The sequence below is a fragment of the Polyangiaceae bacterium genome (assembly GCA_016715885.1).
Classification (GTDB): domain Bacteria; phylum Myxococcota_A; class Polyangia; order Polyangiales; family Polyangiaceae; genus Polyangium.
In genome coordinates, this window is the sequence record JADJXL010000018.1 from 233,174 (window position 1) to 253,701 (window position 20,528).

Below are 20,528 nucleotides of genomic sequence, written 5' to 3' on the forward strand. Positions count from 1 at the left end.
CACCGTCCCGCGCGTGCCTGCCCTTTTTTCTCTTGCTTCGCCCCATCGAAATGTCTGATTACGTTGCGAACAATCGTCCCGGCGGACTTATTCCACCGCCAACATTTCGAGCGCTTCGTCGACCGACAAAATGGCCGATCGGTGCGACCAGTGTTTTTCTGGAACCGTCATTGCCATGGACCTGATCACCGCCTGGTCACGTGGTACCGCAATGCCTCCCGCCGCGAGCAGGGCGAGCGCCTGCAATCCCATTCTCGGCATTGCACACGTCACGGTCATATCGACGATGCGCTCTACTTGCGCATGAGGGAGCGATCCGCCTTGCGATAAAAAAACGGCTGCGCTCAACATGATCCCGATTCGATCGTGCAGTGGTTGCCATGAACGATAGGCACGTTCTGCGAGCTCTCGCGCGACGTTTCGCTGTCCCGAGCGCATTGCCACCACGGCTTCCATGAGGCATACCAGCGCCTCGAAATCCGCCGAACCAACCCATGACGAAACGTCGACGAACTCGGTATCGACAGGGCCTTCATCGAGCGTGCACGTGCGGTACGCAATTGCTCGCAATAGCCATTCGGCGTAACCCTCTCCGACTGCGTGCCTGCAATGCCGCGCAAGCGCGCGCGCTTCGCTCGCCGCTCGTTTTGCGTCGTCGAAACGAAATGCTTCGAGCAGCGCGCCACTTTCGAATATCCGCGCCCATAGCTTGGCCACCGGCCATTCCTCACCATTCGCTGCGGTCGCATGGCACGCCGCAGATTCGTCGAAACGCCCCTGGCGATATCGCAATTGACCCAGCCAGCTCGCCGCTCGCGCGCGGGAGACGCGATCATTCGATGCCTGCGCCCACGCCACCACCTCGCCCAACATCGCCACTTCGACGTCGAGCGCCGCTCGACGCGCAGCCAATACGCGCACCCCTTGCCTTCCCCGCTCGAGCGCCGGCTCTTCGAACGGCGGCACCGCATTGGCTTCGACAAGCGCTCGCTCCGATGACGAGCTTGCAGCAACGGCTGCACGCACGAGACGTGCGAGGTGTTCGAGCTCTTCATTGCGAACGTTCGAGCGGCTGAGCTCGTACAGCAATCGGTCGAGCGCGACTTGCGTGTTCTCCGCGAGAGCAATTTCAACCCAGGTGGCAAATAGCTGAAAACGTGCCTCTTTGCGCACTTCGCGTACCGTTCGTAATGCCCGAGCGCCTTCGCTGAGCAAAAGCGTTGCCCGTGCAGCATGCCCCTGCACGGCGAATCGGCGCGCGGCAATTACGACTTCTCGCACGACCTCGGATGCACCACGACGGTCGAGCTCCTCGACACTTCCCAAAAGGTGCAAGAGCCGCCCCGGCGCTCCTCGAGGCAACTCTGCCACGAGCGCTCGATGGGCACGCCGTCGCACGTCCGGCGGCCATAACTCATTGATATCCGGCCAAATGGTCGGTTCGTAATGGTCGTCGGCCAATTCCCGCAAGATACCACGCCGCACGAGCGATTGAATTTCGATACGAAGCTCGTCCAGATCCGCATCCATCGTCCGGGCAATGAGTTCGGCGTTTGCATGCGGCGTTGCGAGCGCAATCCAAGCCATCGTGTCCCATTCTCGAGCCGACAGTTGCGGAGGTTCCACGCCAATGCCACCCGCCGGAGCAACGACGAGCCCCGCTTCGAGCTCTTCGAGGGTATCCCGAAGAATGGCGACTCGTTTGCCATCCCAGCGACCAATGCCAGCGCGCACCCACGCTTCGAGCTCCCGTTCGACCAGCTCCGGATTGCCGCCGGTGCGCCCAAAAAGCACGCGCGCCGCATCCTCGGGCAAATGCAAAAGTCGATTGGGCCCTGAAAAGAATTTTTGGAGCTCGATCTCATCGAGGATGCGCCCCGAGAAATCGGTCCATCGTTTCGACAAGGTCGGCACACTCGCGCGGCGATTCGAAGGAATGATTCGCTCGCGAAGCCGATAGGCGACTTCGGCAGCAGATTTCGGTCTGTCGACGGCTTCCGTTGCCAAAAGCTGATCGAGCACCATGGCAGCTTCGTGCGGCACGTCCATTGCGACGTCGAGCAGGCTCGGCGCGGGCTGCGTGCTGCGGGCAATGATGAATGTATACATGTCGTTGTCCTTGCGCTCGTGCGGAATACGTCCCGTGAGCGCATAATGGACCATCACACCGAGCGCATACAAATCGGTGCGCGCCGTAGGTCGCTGCTCGCACAGTTGTTCGGGCGCGAGGTACGAAAAAGTGCCGACGATTTTCCCAGTATCGGTCAACTTGTCCGCAGCGGGGCCGTGCGGCGCCGAGAGACCAAAATCCAAAACCACGGGCCGCTTGTCCGGACGCACGATGACATTGTCGGGTTTGAGGTCCCGATGGACGATGCCCACAGAATGAATGCGACTCAGCGTATCGAGCAAAAAACCAAGAATGGGCTCGAGGTCCGCATAGGAACAAGGAATGGGCAATCCCGGAAACGCATTTCCAGGCACCAGCTCGGTCACCAAAAACGGCCGCTCGTCCGCGTCGAGTCCCTCGTCGAGCAGCCGTACGACACCTGGCAATCGCAGCAAACGCAAGATAGCAATTTCGCGCCGCAGCCGAGCCTCGTTCGTGCTCGACGCCGTGCGGAGGATCTTCACGGCCACACGCTCGCCCACCAGTCGATCGTCGGCTTCCCACACCGCACCTTGGCCGCCTACGCCAATGAGCGAACGCAGTACGTACCGATCCGCAATCGTTTGACCTCCCCGCTCCTCGACACGCGGGGTCTGAGGGACATCGTCGATGCGTGCAACCTCGCGCAAGAACGAATCGATGGGCTCGTCTTCGTCGTCGTTGGTGTCGTCGTAACTCAAGGTTGATGCATCTCGCGCAGTTGAAGCCCCACTTCGCATCTGTCTCAATCAGCCTCTCCCAAAAGTCCCTCGCGCCGCGCCATCTCGCGCAAACGGTCCTTGATGAGCTGAAAACGCTTGCGAAGCCGTGCAGCCTCGCGCTTGCGTACGTCGGGCGTCAGCGGCGATTCGTCGTCGCCACGAAGCACTTCGACGAGCGCATCCCAGGACAGCTCGCGATCGACGCGCAACATCAAGAGCTCTTGATCCTCTTGCGGCAGCGATGCGCGAAGTGCAACGAGACGCGAACGCGTTTCAGTACGCAGAAAAACCGCCGTCTTCGTGCGGACTTCGTGCACGAGGCGCGACATGCTCGAGCTTTCGAGGGCGTGCAGTCGTTTGTTCTTGCGCGCCGTGTCGCGTCGATACCGAAAGGAAAGCCGCCGCGCGATCGCATAGGCAAACGTGCGAAACGTCGAGTTGCCAGCGAATGTCGTGAGGGCTTGCCAGAAGGCTTCCGCGAACAGGGCAAACACCTCGTCCGCATCCGCTTCGTTGCGATGCACGGCGACGAGAAACGAATATATTTCAGGACCATACGACTCGATCACCCGCGTTGCCGTGCCGTCGCGGTCTCCCTCGGACAAACGCTGCCTCAGCGTACGCTCAAGTTCTTCCCGCTTGCGCTCGAGTCCGTTACGATCTTCGGCCATGCTGCACCGCTGGCAAAGGAAGCGCCCCGCCTTCCGACCTTACGTAAAGTACACGATGCGGTTCCCATTGCCAAACGGCTTGTTTTGACCTTGCGGAAGATTCTAAAAACGTGAAACGGGCATGTACGTGCGCTCGCGTTCCGATGGATCGATACGCTGTTTCGATTGCGGCTCGGGGCCGTGGGCATCCGGTTCTGCTGCGTGCACACGCGGACGATTGGCATCACGCGCGCAGCGCAGACCGCTCATGACCATGCGGTAGCGAGGCGGATGGTGGACACGATTGGTCGCTCGCAGGCCCAGCGCATGATAATTGAATGCGCCCCCACGCAGCACGCGTTCACATTCGGTCGGAATGGGGTTCGATCCCGTAAAACCTTGCTGATTTCGTCTACGCAATTTTGCGTACGCACTTTCGGCGACGGCGCAATTGACAGATTGGCCAATCGATGCTTCGGGACGTCGGTACGCGAAGGGATCGTAGACGTCCTCGAGCCATTCCCACACGTTGCCTGCGAGATCGTGGTGCCCATAAGGGCCATCGCCGTCCGGGTGAGTGCCGACATCGAGCGTCACGGATTGCCCGAATACGGCCCGCGTCGGGCCTGGCGGCGAATTGCCCCAGGGGTAGAGGCGCCCATCGGTTCCTCGCGATGCCTTTTCGAATTCGGCTTCGGTGGGCAGTCGTTTGCCCACGAACGCACAATAGGCCCTGGCGCTGAACCACGAAATGCTGCTCACGGGTTGCCTGGGTCCGCGAAAGCGTTTGTCCGGGCCGAGTCCATTTCGGTCTGCATTGGATGGTTCCGGGGGAGGGCATTCGTTCGCAGCGACGCACCTCGACCATTCTTCATTGGTGACTTCATTTTCATCGAGGTAAAACGCTGGCAGCGTCACCGTATGCGCCGGCCATTCGTCGGGTTGTCCACCGCTATCGGCGCCCATGATGAATGGTCCGGCGGGCACGAGGATCATGCCGTCGATGCGCGGTGGAAGCTCTTCGACGGCTTCGGGGATGGGAAGTGGCGCGGGATCGGCAGGCTCGAGCGTCGCAGTGGTCGCCGCTGGCAATGCGGCGGATGCAACGGGATGATCCGCCGGCTCGGGGGTTTGCGCCGTCGTAGCTCCTCCGGCGCAAGAAACGAGCACGGCACTGGCGAAAAGCGTATGTATGCAGCGGGGGGCGTGAGCCGTCATTTTTCGGAGACGCGGGTTTTATTCAATGCATCGGCGAGCGCCGCTCGGGAAAGAGTCACATTGTGCTGGCCCGTCGCATCGCCACGATGCATCGGGTTGCGCCGGATCGCAAACAGCGTAATGTCATCGTATTGAGCCGCCGAACCGATGTGCTTTTTCACGGCCGTTTCGATGGTACCGAGCAGCGCGGTCACGGACGACGAACCGTGCCGCACGATATCCAGGAAATCTTCTTCGCCAAATTGTTTTTCTCGTGTATCGAGGGCATCGACGACGCCATCGGTGAATGCGACGAACGTATCACCGGGCAACAAAATGACCTGAGCGCAGTCGAATTCGAGGTTGGCAATGGCTCCGAGCGCGGGCGCGGTGCATTCGAGGCGCGTTTCGGCACCCGTTGGCGCAATGACGATGGGTGCGTCTTGGCCGCAATTGATGTATTGAAATTTGCCGGTTTCTGGATGGATGATGCCCAAAAAGAGCGTGGTGAACATGCCGGCATGGCCGTGATTACGCGCGAGGTAATCGTTTGTGAGTGGGATGCATTGCAAAAGCTCTTCTGGCGTTTTGGCGAGTGAGGCGTGGTGGCGCAAGAGGCCTCGGACGAGCGACATGAAAAGCGCCGCGCCGACGCCTTTGTCGCACACGTCGGCCACGGCGAAAGCAAATTCGCCCGAAGGGAGCGCATACACGTCGTAGAAGTCGCCCGAGAGATGCCGAGCCGGCAAAAAGCGCGAGGCAATTTGCCACCCAGGAACGGACGGCAAGTTTCGCGGCAAAAATTCGGATTGCAAGACCCGACCCATTTGCATTTCGCGCTCGATGGCCGAAAGGCCCTTTTCTGCTCGTTCGCGCGAAAGTTTCAGCTCACGGTGGACGTCTTCGAGCTCTTTGACACGTTGCTTCAGCGCCTCGTCGGTTTGTCCGAAAAGTTGCGCGTTGTGAATGGCAATGGCCGCTTGGCTGGCGAATGCTTCGAGCATTTCCAGCTTTTGTTGCGTGAATTGACCAGCAAAAACGCGATTGTCGACGGTGAGAACTCCGATGACTTTGCCGCGGATACGCAAAGGTGCGGCCATGACGCTCGTCAATCGAAACATCATGACGCTGCGTTTCGTCTTGAATCGTTCGTCCGATTGCGCATTGGCCGTCAGAATGCTTTTGCCGGTCTTCAGCACTTCGCCCACGACGGTGCTGGAATAGGCAAACTCCATGCTCTGTATGCTGTCTTGGTCGACGTTGCGTGCGGCCTTTACGCTTTGCCGTCCCGAGTCTTCGACGAGCACGAGGTAACCTCGCTCGGCCTTCGTCAGCTCGATGACGGCGTCCATGATGTTGTTGAGCACCGTTTGCAGATCGAGCGACGCGCCGATGGACTTGCTGACCTCGAAAAGCGCCATTTGCGCTTCTCGCGGCATCGCGCTCTGCTGCTCCTTTTCCTGTTCCGTCGCTTTGCGAAAGCCCGCCAAAGCTTGCGAAAGCCCGTCGAGATCGTCGGCAACTTCGCTCGACAGCCACTTGCCACGTTCCCGCAAGAGGCTCGCGACGCCGGCGAGCTTGACTTGGAGCAGCGCGGCGTGTCGCAGGATGCGATCGATTTCGGTCCGCTGTTCACTAGGCGCGCGGCGTGGCGTGAACGTCATGGTCGTCCTCGTGGGAAAACTGGATCATAACCTTCTAGGCGTTCATTTGCCAGACATTGCTTCACATCCGATTTTTTTTGCACGCCTTCGGACATCTTTGACCGTTACGGATTGTTTGGACTTACCCCATCGTGAAAGCACCTGCTCATAAGCTTTGCAAGCGCCGGGTTTGTCCCCAGTGGCTTCCCGTGCGATGCCCGTTTGTGCGATGGTTTGCGTATGCCACAAGCTTGCATCGTCCACCGTGCAGACGCGTAAGCCCTGTTCGAAAAAGGGCAATGATTCTGCATATCTGCCCGCGAGCATGAACACGCGACCCTGAAACGATGCCAGCGATTTTGCAAAGGGAATCGTGCTCGGATGCCACTTGCGCGGAATCTTGCTCGCATTGTCGATGGCATCTTGGGCGAGATCGGGAAAAACGGTAGGGATTGCATATGCTGCGAGCCAAACCATGTAGTGATCGAAATTCGTCACCGGCTTTTGCTTTGCCAACCATGCAGCACGCAGGCTTTCGAATTCGCTACGCGACAGCTTCCCCGCACGAAGGCGAAGCGCGTGCATGCCCAGTGTGGCGTCGATTTGCATGTCATTGGAATTCGTGGGATGCAATGCGCGCTCGACAAAAAATTCGTCGGCAACGGCTGCCGCTTCCGCGATTTTTCCCATTTCCACATACAATTCAGCGCGAAGCAAATAAAGCCCTATCGCAACGGCGGGGCCGGGCAGGGTCATGGATGTGGCCATCGAATTGGCGTGGTCGAGCGCCGTCGCGAAATCTCCGAATGCAATGGCCAGGTGGAGCTGCGCCTTGCTCGCTTCGTAAAGCCTTCCAGCCTCCCGCGAACGCCGTTCCGCGTCCGCGAATGCCGCGCGCACGACGGGCTCCGGTTCGCCAGAAAAGTAGAGCGATTCGGCAAGGAGCAAGGACGCATTCAGCGCGGAGGGATCCTTCGTTTTCAATTGACGCGCAGATTCGACGACCACGTCACAACGACCGAGCACCGAATCGATTCTGATTTTGTCGAGCAGGCAGTCGACCCCGTTCTCGGACACCTTGATGCATTCATCGAGCGTCGTGACGGCTTCGTCGAGCCTGCCGCTCACCGACAATGCGCTGGCCTTCGTTTGCCAGCAGTCGGCATATCGAGGGTCCAATTCCACGCAGCGCTCGTTCAGCTCGACGACTCGTTTTAACGATTCCGGCGTACTACTGTGGTAAAATGAGGTCCGAGAAAGCCAGAACGTGAGCTCTGCATCGCCCGGATAACGGGCGACGAGCGTTTCGAATCGTTTGGCCGCTTCGCCATAATCACTCGGTTCGCGCTGGATCACGGGCTCGATTGCATGAAGAAAACCCTGATCCCGCTCCGTCAACGAAGAACGAAGCCCAAGCGCCTTGCGATAAGCGTCGCGCGCGCTCGTGACTTCATAGGAAAATCCAATCACCGCGAAGCGCAGATGGGCCGCAGCCATACCCGGGTCCGCTTGTCGCGCGCGATTGAATGCGGCGGCTGCCGCGGTCCACCGTGCATCGCGGATGGATTGCAATCCTTCACGAAACGCAGCCAGCGCTTCCACGTTGTTCGACGCAGGAATGGGCAAATCCGTGATCGCCGTAGCGGTCGTGGGCGGTAGGGGAGCCGCCGATGGCAATGTGACGGGTGCGATGATCGGCGCCGAACGCTGCCGGAGTCCGAATGCAAGGGCAGAAAGCGCAATGATGCCGACGACCGGCCCGATCAGCCATCGGCTCCACGATCGGGGTGTTTCTCGCGTCACGCTGCCCGTTTGGCTCGGCGAAATAGAAGCGAGCTCGGGCCGAGGTCCCGTGGGCACTTTTCGCACATCGCCATCCGTGATGAACGCTTCGCATTGCAAGGCGATTTCTTGCATCGAAGGCCAACGATGTTCGGGCTCCTTTTCGAGCGCCCGCATGACGACGGCGGCAATTCCGTCGGGAATTCCCGAAAGAGGCGGCGGCACGTCGCTCAAAATGGATGCGAGCAATCCCACGGCGCCTTTTTCCGTCTGAAATGGGTGTTTTCCGCTGAGAAGCTCGTAAGCGACGACGCCCCACGCGAATTGATCCGCGCGCGCATCCGCCGTTTCACCTCGAAGCTGCTCGGGAGCCATGTATGCGGGTGTGCCGACGAGCGCTCCTTCGGCCGTCATTCCCACGAGGGCCGCGTCGACGGTCGCGCCTTGGATGTCGAGCGTTGGCATATTGGCATCCGCTCGATGCGAGGTTTTTCGTGCAATGCCGAAATCGAGCACTTTGGCGACGCCGTCTTCGCGCACCAGGATATTTTCCGGTTTGATGTCCCGGTGCACGAATCCGGCTTCGTGGGCCGCCCCGAGCGCTCGTGCCACGTCCAGCAAAATCCGCAAGCGAGTTCCCATGGGCGTGTCTTTGCCGATGATCTCGCGCAAGGGCTGGCCTCCAACGAGCTCCATTGCGATGAATGGACTGCCTTCGTGTTCGCCGATGTCGTAAATCGCAACGATGCCCGGGTGCGACAACGCGGCGACCGCCTGGGCTTCGCGTTGCATGCGCATCACCGCATGCTCCCAGTCCTCGCTGGATCCATCGGTATCGTTGCGGAGGACTTTCAGAGCGACCTTGCGTTCGAGCTTCGAATCGCGAGCGCGGTACACCTCGCCCATGCCACCTTCGCCAAGGAGCGACTCGATGACGTACCGTCCGATGGTCTGGCCCGTCGAAAAGCGCATGGTGCGGGATCGTAACTGGAGGCGAAGGTCTTGCCTAGAGCATCGAATGGTTCGAGTGAAGGCAATTTTGGAGTGTATGGGTGCAAACCTGCGCGCCAGCCTTCATAAAGAATTTATCGCAAAGGGGCAAAGGCGCAAAGTCGCAAAGACGTGGTCTCTGCAATAGCTACCAGAATTGCCAACTTGGGATTTGAAAATTGCGCCTCTGCGCCGTGGCGCCTGTGCAAATCAGAACTCGGCCGGATCCGAATGCGTACCCATGACGTCCCGCAATACGTCGCAAATTTCCTGTTCGGTGCAATAAACCGACGCTGCGGCGATGATGGGAGGCATGAGGTTGTGGGTGCCTCGAGCGGCTTCGCGTACGGCCGAAAGCGCTTGCCTCACGGCATCTTGGCTCCGGCCTGCTTTGACTTTGGCCAAGTTTGCGCATTGCGCGCGCTGCACTTCTTCGTCGATTTTGAGCGTGGGAATGTTTTTCTCCGCGGATGCGACGTATTTGTTCACGCCGACGACGACACGTTCGTCATCCTCCATTTCGCGCTGGAAACGGTACGCCGATGCGGCAATTTCACGCTGCGGATAACCTTTTTCGACCGCCACGACCATACCGCCCATTTCATCGATGCGACGAATGTAATCGAGCGCCTCGGCTTCGATTTTGTCCGTCAACCATTCGACGTAATAACTGCCTCCGAGCGGGTCGATGGTATTGGCGACGCCACTTTCGTGCGCAATGATTTGCTGCGTGCGCAGCGCAATCGTCACGGCGTCTTCCGTGGGCAATGCATAGGTTTCGTCGAGCGAATTCGTGTGCAGCGATTGCGTGCCGCCGAGTACCGCGGCGAGCGCTTGCAATGATACGCGAACGATGTTGTTGTAGGGCTGTTGCGCAGTGAGCGAAACGCCGGCGGTTTGCGCGTGCGTTCGAAGCTTCAAACTTTCGGCCTTGCGTGCCCCGTACCGCTCGCGCATGAAACGAGCCCACATGCGCCTGCCCGCACGAAACTTGGCAATTTCCTCGAAAAAGTCGTTGTGCACGTCGAAGAAAAAGGACAAGCGTGGCGCGAATTCGTCGACTTCGAGCCCGCGAGCAATCGAGCTTTCGACATAGGCCAAGCCGTCCGCAATCGTGAATGCAAGCTCCTGCGCCGCCGTCGCTCCAGCTTCGCGAATGTGATACCCGCTCACGGAGACCGTATTCCAGCGCGGAACTTCGCGGGAGCAGAATTCGATCATGTCCGTCACGATACGCATTGCCGGTCGCGGCGGCACGAGCCACGCATGCTGCGCAATGAATTCCTTCAAGCAATCGTTTTGGACCGTGCCACCAATGGATTTGCGCGAAATGCCACGTTTGTCCGCAAGCGCAATGTAAAACGCGAGCAGCACGATCGCCGGACCATTGATGGTCATCGACGTCGTGACTTTGTCGAGCGGAATGCCGTCGAAAAGCACCTCCATGTCGCGAAGCGTGTCGACCGCGACGCCGCACATGCCGACTTCCCCGAGCGACCTGGGCGAATCCGAATCGTATCCCATGAGCGTGGGAAAGTCGAAAGCCGTGGACAAACCGGTTTGTCCCTCGGCCAGGAGATATTTGAAACGTTCGTTCGTTTGTTCCGGTGTTCCAAAGCCGGCGAACATGCGCATCGTCCAAAGTTTGCCGCGGTACATCGTCGGCTGGACACCACGCGTAAACGGATACTCCCCGGGCAAACCGAGCTCGGCCTTGTAATGGACGCGTTTGTCCACAGGCGTCGCGACGTCCGGAACCTCGACTCCGCTCCACGTGGTGAACGTCTTGGCGCGCGGAGGAACGCGTCTTTCGGCTTCCGCCACGGGGCCCACGCGCCACGCCGCAATCGCCGTACGCAGAGCGCTCAAACCTGCTTCGTCGAGGCCCAAGCTTTCGCCCGAGCCGCCGCTGGAAAAATGCCGCTCGTCCGATTCGAGCGCGCGCGGGTCATCGTTTGCCATCGTCCACGTTCCTTGCCCGCGGAATGTAGCGCGTCGGCAGCACCCTTGTCCCGTAGTTCCCTACGGGCAACCCGTCACTGCAAACACGTCGGACGCAAATGGCGTGGCCGCGTCCTGCAAGCTGTCGTCGATCGTGCCCGCAATCCGAACACCGGGCGCCTTGCAAAGCGCGTCGACCGTCGTCATCGGCACCGTCTTGTCACCCATGTCGAACGTGACGTCGAGCTTCACGTCGCTGCTCGGCGCAACCGTGAGCGGAAACGACTGCGACGTCACGAGCGACAACCCAGACACGACCGCCGTCTTATTCTCCGCATCGGTGATGTTCACGGAACCAATCGCCACGGTGCTCGAACCGCTCGCTCGAGGACCGAGGACCAAGCGAAGCTGAAATGCACCAGTGACCGTGGACCCGAGGACGCTGCCAGCGATCGACGCTTCGGGCGAATTCACGCTGGGCTCGACGAAAATGATGGCTTCGTCGTCACCGATGCACCCGGTGAGCAAACTCGACAGAACGAGTAAAAGAGCGGTTTGGACTGAAAAACGCGCGCTGCACATGCCATCGACGATAGATCAAGGCGGCGGGGAAACGATGCCCTTCGCACGCGCCTTGTCGCATCCAAGCTCGACGGTGGTGGGGCCGTCTTTCGTCCGCACGATCTTGAACTCGACGCGACGATTCTTCTCCCACGCAGTCGCGTTGTTGGCCGGATCGATCGGGCAGTAGGGACCGAAGCCCATGGCGCGTAGGCGTTGCCTGTCGATGCCACGCTCGACGAGCGCTTTGACGACCGAGTCGGCTCGGTCCTGGGTCAGCTTGACGTTCATCGCCGGAGCTCCGCGCACGTCGGCATGTCCCTGCACTTCGACGAGCACGAAGTGCGGGCTGTGCTTCAGCACCGCCGCGACGGCATCCAAGAGCGGGAACGACTGCGGGAGAATCTTGGCACTTGCGGTCTCGAACTGGACCTTTTCCAAGATGAGGACGTTGTTGTCCTGCACGATGACGCTGCCTTTGTCCGGACAACCATCTTCGTCGTCGACGTTGTTGAACGTTTCCGGTTCGTTCGGACAACTGTCCTTGCCGTCGAGGATGCCGTCGGCGTCGTTGTCGTCCTCGGGACAACCGTCTTCGTCTTGCCAGTTGTCCTTGTCTTCCGCGACGTTCATGCAGCGATCGTCTCCGTCGAGGATGCCGTCCTTGTCGTTGTCCGGTTCGGGGCAGCCGTCCTTGTCCATCCAGCCGTCGGGATCTTCGGGCTTGTTCGGGCATTGATCCTCGACGTCCAAAATGCCGTCACCGTCGCTGTCGCCCGTGCGCACTTTGACCGGTTCGTCCACCGGATCTTGCTCGGGACAACCATCCGCGTCCTCGTCGCCGTCCTTGTCTTCGGGTTCGTCCGGGCACACATCGACATCGTCGTAGATGCCATCTCCATCGCGATCTTCCATGAAGGGCTCGAAGACGAATCCGAGCACCCCGCGTTGATCGGCCGACTGGAAACCCGGCGTGTATCCAATGCCGCCTGCGAGGTAGAGGTACGTGTTTTTCTGGACGAAAATTTTGAAACCACCAAGCGCCTCGGCACTCAGGCGCTGACGGCTGTCCGATCCACCGCCGGCCAAGTAGGTCGCATAGGTCTCCGCCGTGAGGTCGAACTTGTCGGAGATGCGAATGGCAGCCGCGAAACCGGCGGTTGCAAGGTTGCCGTATTCGAAGACGCCCGAGGACAAGACGGGTTTGCCGTCCGCTCCCGTGCCGAACGAAGCATTGGGCCCGGTATGACCGCGGAAGCCTGCGTTCAGACCGAGACGAACGACGTTTGTCTCGCCGAACTGCTTTTCGACAACGACTTGAGGCCAATAATAAAAACCAGGTTCAGCCGCGAAGTTGCGTACTTGGCCGATGCCGACGCCGCCTTGAGCCACGAGCGCCAAGCCGATGACGCTCGTGGGCGGAAGGATCATGAACTTTGCGTGCAGGGCGAAGGCGCCGAGCGCTTGAGCCGTCAGGCCCGACGCGTTGTAGTTTGCGGTGCCACCTGGGCCGATGTCGGTGACTGACTTGCCCCAATTGAGCACGACGGGTGCGGTGAGACCGACGACGAGGCGATCGAAGAGGCCGTAGTTGAAGTTGAACGTGCCTTGCAAGGCATGGTCGACCATGTACTCGGTGCCGTGTCCTGGAGACAGTGGAAGCAAGCCGTGTCCGTAGTCGAGCACGAGGCCGAAACTGATGGCTTTATGCGGTAGGACGCTGGCGCCGTTGACCGAGAAAAACCCACGCGCGTCGACGGCTGGCCGAAAGAGGTGCAAGTCCGCGCCCGCGCCGGATGCCTCGGGAATGCGGTCCGGGCTCGATGTTTGCGCGAGCGCCGCGGAGGAGCCGCCTAGAGCGCAAAGCATCGCCGCGAGCGATGCTGTCATGCGAAGAGGGGCAAACCGTGAGCCGCGTGTCGTTACCATCGAAGACCTCGTCGTGCGTGGCGAAGGAAGTGTCGTTCCAACGCTTTAGAATCGAAGGAATTGAAGGTTACGTCAATTGGCACGCAGGATCGTCACGCGGCGCAAGCATCATCGCCCGAGGACGTGACGAATTGCGACTTTGCTCGGCCGTAGATCCATCGTCGCGAGCGCTGTGTCGACCACGGCTTGGCCGTGTGTCTCGGCCAAACGAGTCTTCGCCCACGACAAACTTACCCTGAGCGGGTCGTGGCCGGCCAGCGTCGTAAGCGGCGTGCCGTCGATCGCCGGCGGCACTGAACGGGTGAACGAGTTGCGTCAAAAAACGCTGGAAATGGCGGCTCGGTGTGAAGCGCAATCAAGTGTCTTCGTTCGATTGCACGTTAGCTTGATCGAATCTGCCACAAGCCGCTATGCTCGGGATCGGCGCACGTAGAGCCGTAGTAGACGACCGGGTTGTGGATAAAGGGCACGACGAAGTTCGGTCGTGCCATCATGCGCGCAATCGCGAAGGGCAACCGTCCCAATGAAGATTACGTGTCAGTCTTGCCAGGCGAAGTACACCATTGCCGACGAAAAAGTCGTCGGGAAGACCGTCAAGATCAAGTGTAAGAAGTGCGGCGCAGCGATCGTGGTCAATGCGAACGAGCCCGCACCTGTCGATGCTCATGGTCAAGGTGCGGAATCCGAGGAAGAAGACGGCGCAACCCGCGTTTTCTCGGGAGACCCGACGGCGGATATGGGCGGTGGTGGAGGTGGCGGTGACTGGACGGTCAACGTTGCCGATGATGACCAACGCACGATGTCGTCTGCTCAGATCGCGGCAGCTTTTGCTGCGGGTACGATCACCGGTGACACGTACGTTTGGCGAGACGGCATGGCTGACTGGCAGCCGCTTTCGCAAGTGGCCGAGTTGCAGTCGGTGATGCATGCGGCGCATGCAGCGCCTGCGCCCGCGCCCGCACCCGCACCGGCCGCTCCGCCGCCTCCGACCGACGATGACATGAACGCAACGGTCGCGATGGCTCCGGAGGCTGCTGCGGCGCATTATGCTCCACAACCTGCGGCCGCTGCCGCTGCTCCGACCGCGGCACGCAAGGCAGCTCGCGGGGGACAAGACTTGTTCGGTGCCGGTGGCGGCAGTCCCTTCGATGGTGGTGGAGCGGGTCCGGCAAGATCGTCCGATCAGCGCGCCGTCGGCGAACGCAACGAAAACTCGGTGCTCTTCTCGCTCGCCGCACTCACGGCCACCGAGAAGGCCGTCGCAGAAGACCTGAGCCCGAAAAAGAAACCAGCTCGCAGCGGCCTCGATGACATCATGAGTCTCGGTGGCGGCGGTGGCATGGGTGGGGCGATGCTTGCGCCTCCGCCGATCATGGCGCCGGTCATCGAGCCTCCTCCGCCACCACCACAGGCGATGCCGCAGGTGCAGGCTCCGATGGCGATGGGTGGAAGCATGCCGCCACCGGCTGCCGCCATGGGCGGGATGATGTCGTATCCGCCGCCGGCGCAGAAGAAGAGCCCCGTGGGGATCATCGTGGGCGTTCTCATCGGCGTCGTGGCTGCGGGAGCAGCAGCGTTTTTCCTGACGCGACCCTCGGACACCGAGGCCACCGCGGAAAACGGTACCACGGCAAACTCGGCGGGCGCGACGGCCACACAATCGGCTGCACCGACAACGACGGCCGCGCCGACGCCAACACCGACACCAACGCAGACCGTTGCGGCGAACGATACCGCCGGGGCAAACACCGCACCGCCTGCGGGTGGCGATCCGGGCACGACGAACAAGTCGGCTTCCGGCGGCCCGGCGCCAGCGGGTACGGGCAAACCGTCCGGTACTGCCGCGACGGCGGCGACGACGGCGGCGACCACGGCTGCGCCTACTCCAACGCCGGCGCCCACCCCAGAGCCGCCTGCGGGAGGCGCGGAGTTCAACCGAGCCGCTGCGTCTTCGGCGCTTGGCGGCGCTGCTGGCGCCGCCAGGGGTTGCAAGAAGCCCGATGGCCCCACGGGCACCGCTAGAGTCAGGGTCACGTTTGCACCAAGCGGCAACGTGACTTCCTCCGTCGTGCAAGGTGCCCCGTTTGCCGGGACGGCTGTTGGCGGATGCATCGCTGCCGCCTTCCGCGGCGCAAAGGTTCCGCCTTTCTCGGGCTCGCCTGTCGCCGTCACGAAATCCGTTACCATCAACTGACAGGCCGAACCGTCTCACGCGCGTTCGACCTCAGTTCCCTCAGCCCCCCACAGAGCGATCCTATGCTTCATCGCCGAAGCTTCTTTCAACTGGGCAGCGGCGCAGCCGCCGTTGCCACCATCGTCCTCGCCAGCGCCGCGTGCACTGTCAAGACCGCGAGCAACGTCCAATGCGGCGGTGAGCCACGCCCGAGCGTCGACTGTTCCAGCGAGGTGTCCTACCAGGGCTACAAGGCCGACGGTGGGTTTGGAATCATGAACCTCGCGTCAGGAGCGGCAAAGTTCGAAGAGACCGCTCTGCGGCGCATCAACGAAGCGACCGAACGTTTCATCACCGTCCAGACGCGCCTTTGCCGCGACTACAACGCCTGCGCGCTCAACAAAACCGAATACAACACCGAATCCAAAGAGATTCGCGAGAAGCTCGAAAAGGTCCCGGTCCTCGTCGAAAAAGTCAAAACCGCTCCCTCCGACGACGACCGCGTCCTAGCGCTCGATTCGCTCTACCGACACACCGTACCCCCCGCAGACCGCGTCGAAGAAGTCGCCTTGCGGCTCGCGCTGGAAGCGGACTTGCCCCCCGACGCAGGCGGGCAACGCATCACGGTTCGTCCTGGCGCACCGCTGCCCACGGAGGCTCGCGTGTGGTTCTGGGTCGAAGTGATGCCCAAAGCGTACGTGTACATCTTTCAAAAATCGTCCAAGGGTGAAGTATCGGTGCTCTTCCCGGACGAACGGATCGGAACAACAAACCCGCTCGCGGGCGAGTCCAGAATTCGGATTCCGAACGGCGATCTCAAGTTCCGCGTCAACGACAAAGACATCGGGATCGAACACGTCTACTTCGCTGCATCACGCACGCCGCTCGCATCGCTCGATCAAGCGCTTGCACGCGTACGCGAAGGAAAGACCACGAACATCGGTCAAGACAAACTCCTCGCCGGCTTCGAATCGCTTCCGACGACGGGGTCGGTGGATCGCAAATGCCGCGGTTTGGAGCTCGATGCGGCACCTTCTTCGGGCGGATGCACCCGCACGCGAGGCCTCGAGCTCGACGTGAGCGGCGGGTTTGGTGAAGGCGCATCGATCGGCGCGGTGACCGAACCTGGCGACAAGCTCATCGTCTACAACTTCACGTTCGAGCACACGACGCTCGCTGGGTATGCCGACGCGGCCAAGCGTTACGCGTCGCAGGCTCCGAAGGCGCGCGGTGGGCTCCTCATCGAACGCGACGGCGGAAAACCCAAGACGCGCGGGGGACTGCTCATCGAGAAAGACGGCAGCGAGCCCAAGAAACCAAAGTCGCGTGGCGGGCTCTTGATCGAGTAGTCGTCACGTAGCCACAACCGACGCGAGCGTTTGGCGCGCCGTATCCAGCAGCCGTTTCGTTGGAGCTCGAAGGGTTGGTTTCGAGCTCTCTATTTGCGTTAGAGCATCCGCAAGCTTCGTCGTCGCATCGGGCACGCCCGTGCGAGCCGCGTGAAGCAGTGCCCAAATTTCCGAGCGCGTTACGAGGTCCGTGTCACCTGCATGTTCGGCGCGGGCACGAGCCAACGCTGCATCGTCCGTTGCCGCAGCGTCTCCCATCCGCGCGAGAATCTCAGCGCGACGCAAGAGCGATACCGCGGCGTGATAGTCGTGCCCACCGGCGAGAGAAATCTCGATCGCCTCGTCCGCAGCAGCTTTCGCGGCTTGAAGATCGCCTACCTGAAGCAGCGCATCCGAGCATGCGGACTGCGCAGCCGTGAGCGTCACGACGTCGCCCGCAGCGCGCGCCGTGTCTGCTGCGAGCTTGGCCGACTTTGCAGCGCGCGCCGGGTCGCCCATGCGCAACGCTGCCACGGCGCTGTTCGTCGACACCTCGCGGTGAATCGTCCCGAACTTCAATGCTTTTGCGCGCTCCGCGATGCTGTCGAACATCGTGATTGCACCTGCAAAGTCTCCCGTGTGGAACTGCGCCATCGCGAGGTAGTTGTCTGCATCGAGCTCGGCCCACGGGCTCTTCAGGTCGCGAGCAGCCAGACGCGCCATTTCTGCGGCGCGAGAAAACCGCGCGTAGTCACTCGGATCCACTTCGCTCAGGATTTCCAGGCGCATCGCGAGCGTGCGGTAACGCAGATCGAGCGGCGCATCCGCCGCAAGCGTGATCGCCTCTTCGGCCAGCGCGAGACCTCGGTGACCGCGCACGAAGCGCGCCACCGCGAGCCTCGTTTCGATGCGCAAACCAAGCTCGCCGTGAGCATCGGCATCGGCGACGAGGTTCGGATCGTGATCCGCGGGCAAGTGCCTCAGCGTCGCTGCAATCGACAACGTGAGCACACGCGCTTCGATGCGTACGTGGATGTCGGAAACGCCTTCGAGCGGAATCCTTTCGAGCCGTTCTTTGGCGTCTCCGGCGCGTCCCTCGCGCACGAGCGCATCGACTGCGGAAAGCTCCGCACGCGCTCGTTCGGCGCTCGTCTTGGCGATTTTCGCGAGCCGTTCGGCAAACTCGATCGCTTGCTCGAACGCCCCGCCCGCCAGAGCACTCGCAACGGCGCTGCCGAGCCATCGCGCAGCCTCTTCGCGATCACCGAGCGATTCGTATCCAGCCGCGAGAAACGGTGCGTTGTCGGCGGCTTGTTCGCCCCGAGAAACCGCTTCGAGCAAACTGCGATGCACGCGGCGAAACCACGGTTTTTGCTTGAGATCTTCGAGCGCGGCGTGCCGCATGATCTCTTGGCCGAACCCGTGTTCCTGCCGTTCTCCGCGCACCACGAGCAGCCCTGATTCGACGAGCAATTCGAGCGCCTGCTCGGCAGCTCGATCGTTTGTCCCGGCCGCTTCGACGGCGGCCACGAGCTGTTCGACGGGAAGCCCTCCGCCGTAAAGCGCGACGCATGCGAGCACGTGCTGAGCTGCGCGTTCACCATCCGAACCTGGGTCGAAGAACGATTCGAGCCTTGCGCGAAGGAGATCCCGCACGCCCGGGACTGCGGAACGCAGGATCGATTCATCGCGTGGTTGCCACTTGCCGTCTTTCCACACGAGCACGCCCGTCTCGTTCCAAACGAGCAGCGGTTGTACCAAGAAAAACGGCACTCCACCTGCTCCATCGACGACGACTTTTTCGATCTCGCGCGCCATCGGAGCGACGTTTTGCACGAGTTGCGATGCGTCCTTTGGCGAAAGGGCTTCGAGCGCCATGTGTGATGCCCCCGTGCCGACGCCTTGTTCCACGCGACCTGCGAAGCGACGGAGCGCGGCGCTCGGGTTGGGTTCGTCTCGTACGGTCACCACGACGAGCAGCTTGCCGCGCGCTTTGCGTACGGCGCGATCCGCAAGCATCCGCAGCAGCCCCAGCGTATGTTCGTCGGCCCATTGAGCATCATCGACCGACAACACGGTTGGTTCTTCCAAACTCGCATCGATGAGCGCCTCTTCGATGGCTTCGAGCGACGCATCGATCGCGGCTCGCGTCATCGCTGCTTCCACCGAGACCGCTCGTCCGATCGCATCGCGCAGTTTGCCCAGGCCCTTGGCGCCTTCGATGGCCGATCGGAGTGCGCGTAGCGGCGTTCGTCTTTCGGCGGAGCACGTCACGTCGATGACTCGGCCAAACCCGAAGCCTGCCGATGCTTCGGTGATTGCGCGCGCCAAACGAGTTCTTCCGACGCCGAACGAACCGGTCAAGAGCACGATGCGCACGCTGCCTTTCGCGGCGTCCTCGGCAGCTCGTACAAGCGCGCCGATGGCGGCCTCTCGACCGACGAGGCGCGGACTATCGGACAACTTTTGCGGAGCATTTTTGTCTTCGCCGACGAGCTTGCGAATGGCTTGATCGATGGGTTGATATTCGCGGTGTTCGCCCGATTCGGGATCCACGCAGCGCCAGGGTTTGCCGGGGGCATGCGGGCCATCGGCGAAGACGATGCGTTTGTCGACGAGCGGCAAATAAGGTGAAACGGGCATCCATGTGCCGTCTTCGCGGACGATGTACGCCATGCCCGCTTCCACACCTTCGGGAACCGGGCTTTTCGTCTTACGCCACACGCCACCTCGAAGCGGCGTACCCATGCGAACTTCGAACGTGGGTGGATCGAGCGACACGACATGACGCAGGGACATTTCGAGCAGCGCGTCGGTCGTTTCGAGCAGCGCCATGAGTTTGTCGAGGGCGTTGTCTCCGGAGCCTCCACGATGAATGAAATCGTTGCGGGCCGATACGAGCTCGGTCAGGGGTTTTTGCGAAGCAAATGCGAGCCTTTGCGCGATTTGCGGGTCGTGTGATTTGAGCGCTCCGGCAGCGGTGCGCGTGAGGTCGCACCAGGTTCCGTCGGAAATGCGCGCTGCGCGTCCGAGCGATTCGGCCAGAGGTTTTGGCGCGGAAGACGTTCCGAGTTTTGCGGCGAGCGCGCCTAGCGCGACGGACAAACCATAGCGGACGATGCCAATGCCGAGCTCGAAAAGGCGTTTGCGAATGCCCGTGGCATCGCCGTCTGCGCGGGCGACTTCGATGCCGACCGCCAAAGCTGCGATGGGTTCGGGAAACGTTGCGATGCGGCCGGCAAGCTCGTCGAGCTGGTCTTCGTCGAGGGCTTTGTGGGCTCTCGAGCTGCGGAAATTACGCGGGTCGTCGGCGCCTTCTTGCACCTCTTGGTCATCGGCAGCGGCGTTGTCGGGGGGATCGTGGGAAGCGGCCACGAGCGGGAGAGTAGCGCGCATTGCGCGTCGCGTGGGGACGTGTGTCATGGAAAGTTCAATGGCGCGCGAATGCGGTCGCCGCCCGCTG

The 20,528-nt window shown here is 61.3% G+C and carries 11 protein-coding genes; 2 read left to right on the forward strand and 9 right to left on the reverse strand.

Annotated features, from left to right (window positions below):
• Nucleotides 1–87: 87 nt before the first annotated feature.
• The 8 genes from IPM54_22110 to IPM54_22145 form a co-directional block, all read right to left on the reverse strand.
• A complete protein-coding gene (locus tag IPM54_22110; protein MBK9262485.1) occupies nucleotides 88–2,850 on the reverse strand; it encodes a serine/threonine protein kinase in 2,763 nt (920 codons plus the stop codon).
• 44 nt (nucleotides 2,851–2,894) lie between these two features.
• The gene (locus tag IPM54_22115; protein MBK9262486.1) at nucleotides 2,895–3,542 is read right to left on the reverse strand and encodes a sigma-70 family RNA polymerase sigma factor; all 648 of its coding nucleotides are present in this window, start codon (nucleotides 3,540–3,542) and stop codon (nucleotides 2,895–2,897) included.
• 102 nt (nucleotides 3,543–3,644) lie between these two features.
• Complete coding sequence (locus tag IPM54_22120) at nucleotides 3,645–4,691, reverse strand: SUMF1/EgtB/PvdO family nonheme iron enzyme (GenBank protein ID MBK9262487.1); 1,047 nt, start codon at nucleotides 4,689–4,691, stop codon at nucleotides 3,645–3,647.
• A 44-nt stretch (nucleotides 4,692–4,735) separates the two neighbouring features.
• On the reverse strand, nucleotides 4,736–6,382 hold the full coding sequence (locus IPM54_22125) for a SpoIIE family protein phosphatase (protein ID MBK9262488.1): 1,647 nt from the start codon (nucleotides 6,380–6,382) through the stop codon (nucleotides 4,736–4,738).
• 42 nt (nucleotides 6,383–6,424) lie between these two features.
• Complete coding sequence (locus IPM54_22130; GenBank protein MBK9262489.1) at nucleotides 6,425–9,115, reverse strand: protein kinase; 2,691 nt, start codon at nucleotides 9,113–9,115, stop codon at nucleotides 6,425–6,427.
• 228 nt (nucleotides 9,116–9,343) lie between these two features.
• Complete coding sequence (locus tag IPM54_22135; GenBank protein MBK9262490.1) at nucleotides 9,344–11,095, reverse strand: methylmalonyl-CoA mutase family protein; 1,752 nt, start codon at nucleotides 11,093–11,095, stop codon at nucleotides 9,344–9,346.
• Nucleotides 11,096–11,155: 60 nt separating this feature from the next.
• A complete protein-coding gene (locus IPM54_22140; protein MBK9262491.1) occupies nucleotides 11,156–11,656 on the reverse strand; it encodes a hypothetical protein in 501 nt (166 codons plus the stop codon).
• A gap of 15 nt (nucleotides 11,657–11,671) precedes the next feature.
• Nucleotides 11,672–13,564: an OmpA family protein gene (locus tag IPM54_22145; protein MBK9262492.1), complete on the reverse strand. Its 1,893-nt coding sequence runs from the start codon at nucleotides 13,562–13,564 to the stop codon at nucleotides 11,672–11,674.
• 523 nt (nucleotides 13,565–14,087) lie between these two features.
• On the opposite strand from IPM54_22145, the gene IPM54_22150 reads away from it, so the two are divergent.
• Both IPM54_22150 and IPM54_22155 read left to right on the forward strand, forming a co-directional pair.
• Nucleotides 14,088–15,758, forward strand: a complete 1,671-nt coding sequence (locus IPM54_22150) for a zinc-ribbon domain-containing protein (GenBank protein MBK9262493.1) — start codon at nucleotides 14,088–14,090, stop codon at nucleotides 15,756–15,758.
• A gap of 62 nt (nucleotides 15,759–15,820) precedes the next feature.
• Nucleotides 15,821–17,086 (forward strand): DUF4384 domain-containing protein, encoded by a 1,266-nt coding sequence (locus IPM54_22155; GenBank protein MBK9262494.1) that lies wholly within the window; start codon nucleotides 15,821–15,823, stop codon nucleotides 17,084–17,086.
• A 3-nt stretch (nucleotides 17,087–17,089) separates the two neighbouring features.
• On the opposite strand, the gene IPM54_22160 is transcribed toward IPM54_22155, so the two are convergent.
• Nucleotides 17,090–20,440, reverse strand: a complete 3,351-nt coding sequence (locus IPM54_22160) for an AAA family ATPase (GenBank protein MBK9262495.1) — start codon at nucleotides 20,438–20,440, stop codon at nucleotides 17,090–17,092.
• Nucleotides 20,441–20,528 lie beyond the last annotated feature (88 nt).

Coding starts and splice junctions, on each gene's coding strand:
- IPM54_22115 (MBK9262486.1), bottom strand. CDS start 3,542: ATGGCCGAAGATCGTAACGGACTCGAGCGCAAGCGGGAAGAACTTGAG.
- IPM54_22125 (MBK9262488.1), bottom strand. CDS start 6,382: ATGACGTTCACGCCACGCCGCGCGCCTAGTGAACAGCGGACCGAAATC.
- IPM54_22130 (MBK9262489.1), bottom strand. CDS start 9,115: ATGCGCTTTTCGACGGGCCAGACCATCGGACGGTACGTCATCGAGTCG.
- IPM54_22135 (MBK9262490.1), bottom strand. CDS start 11,095: ATGGCAAACGATGACCCGCGCGCGCTCGAATCGGACGAGCGGCATTTT.
- IPM54_22140 (MBK9262491.1), bottom strand. CDS start 11,656: ATGTGCAGCGCGCGTTTTTCAGTCCAAACCGCTCTTTTACTCGTTCTG.
- IPM54_22145 (MBK9262492.1), bottom strand. CDS start 13,564: ATGGTAACGACACGCGGCTCACGGTTTGCCCCTCTTCGCATGACAGCA.
- IPM54_22150 (MBK9262493.1), top strand. CDS start 14,088: ATGAAGATTACGTGTCAGTCTTGCCAGGCGAAGTACACCATTGCCGAC.
- IPM54_22155 (MBK9262494.1), top strand. CDS start 15,821: ATGCTTCATCGCCGAAGCTTCTTTCAACTGGGCAGCGGCGCAGCCGCC.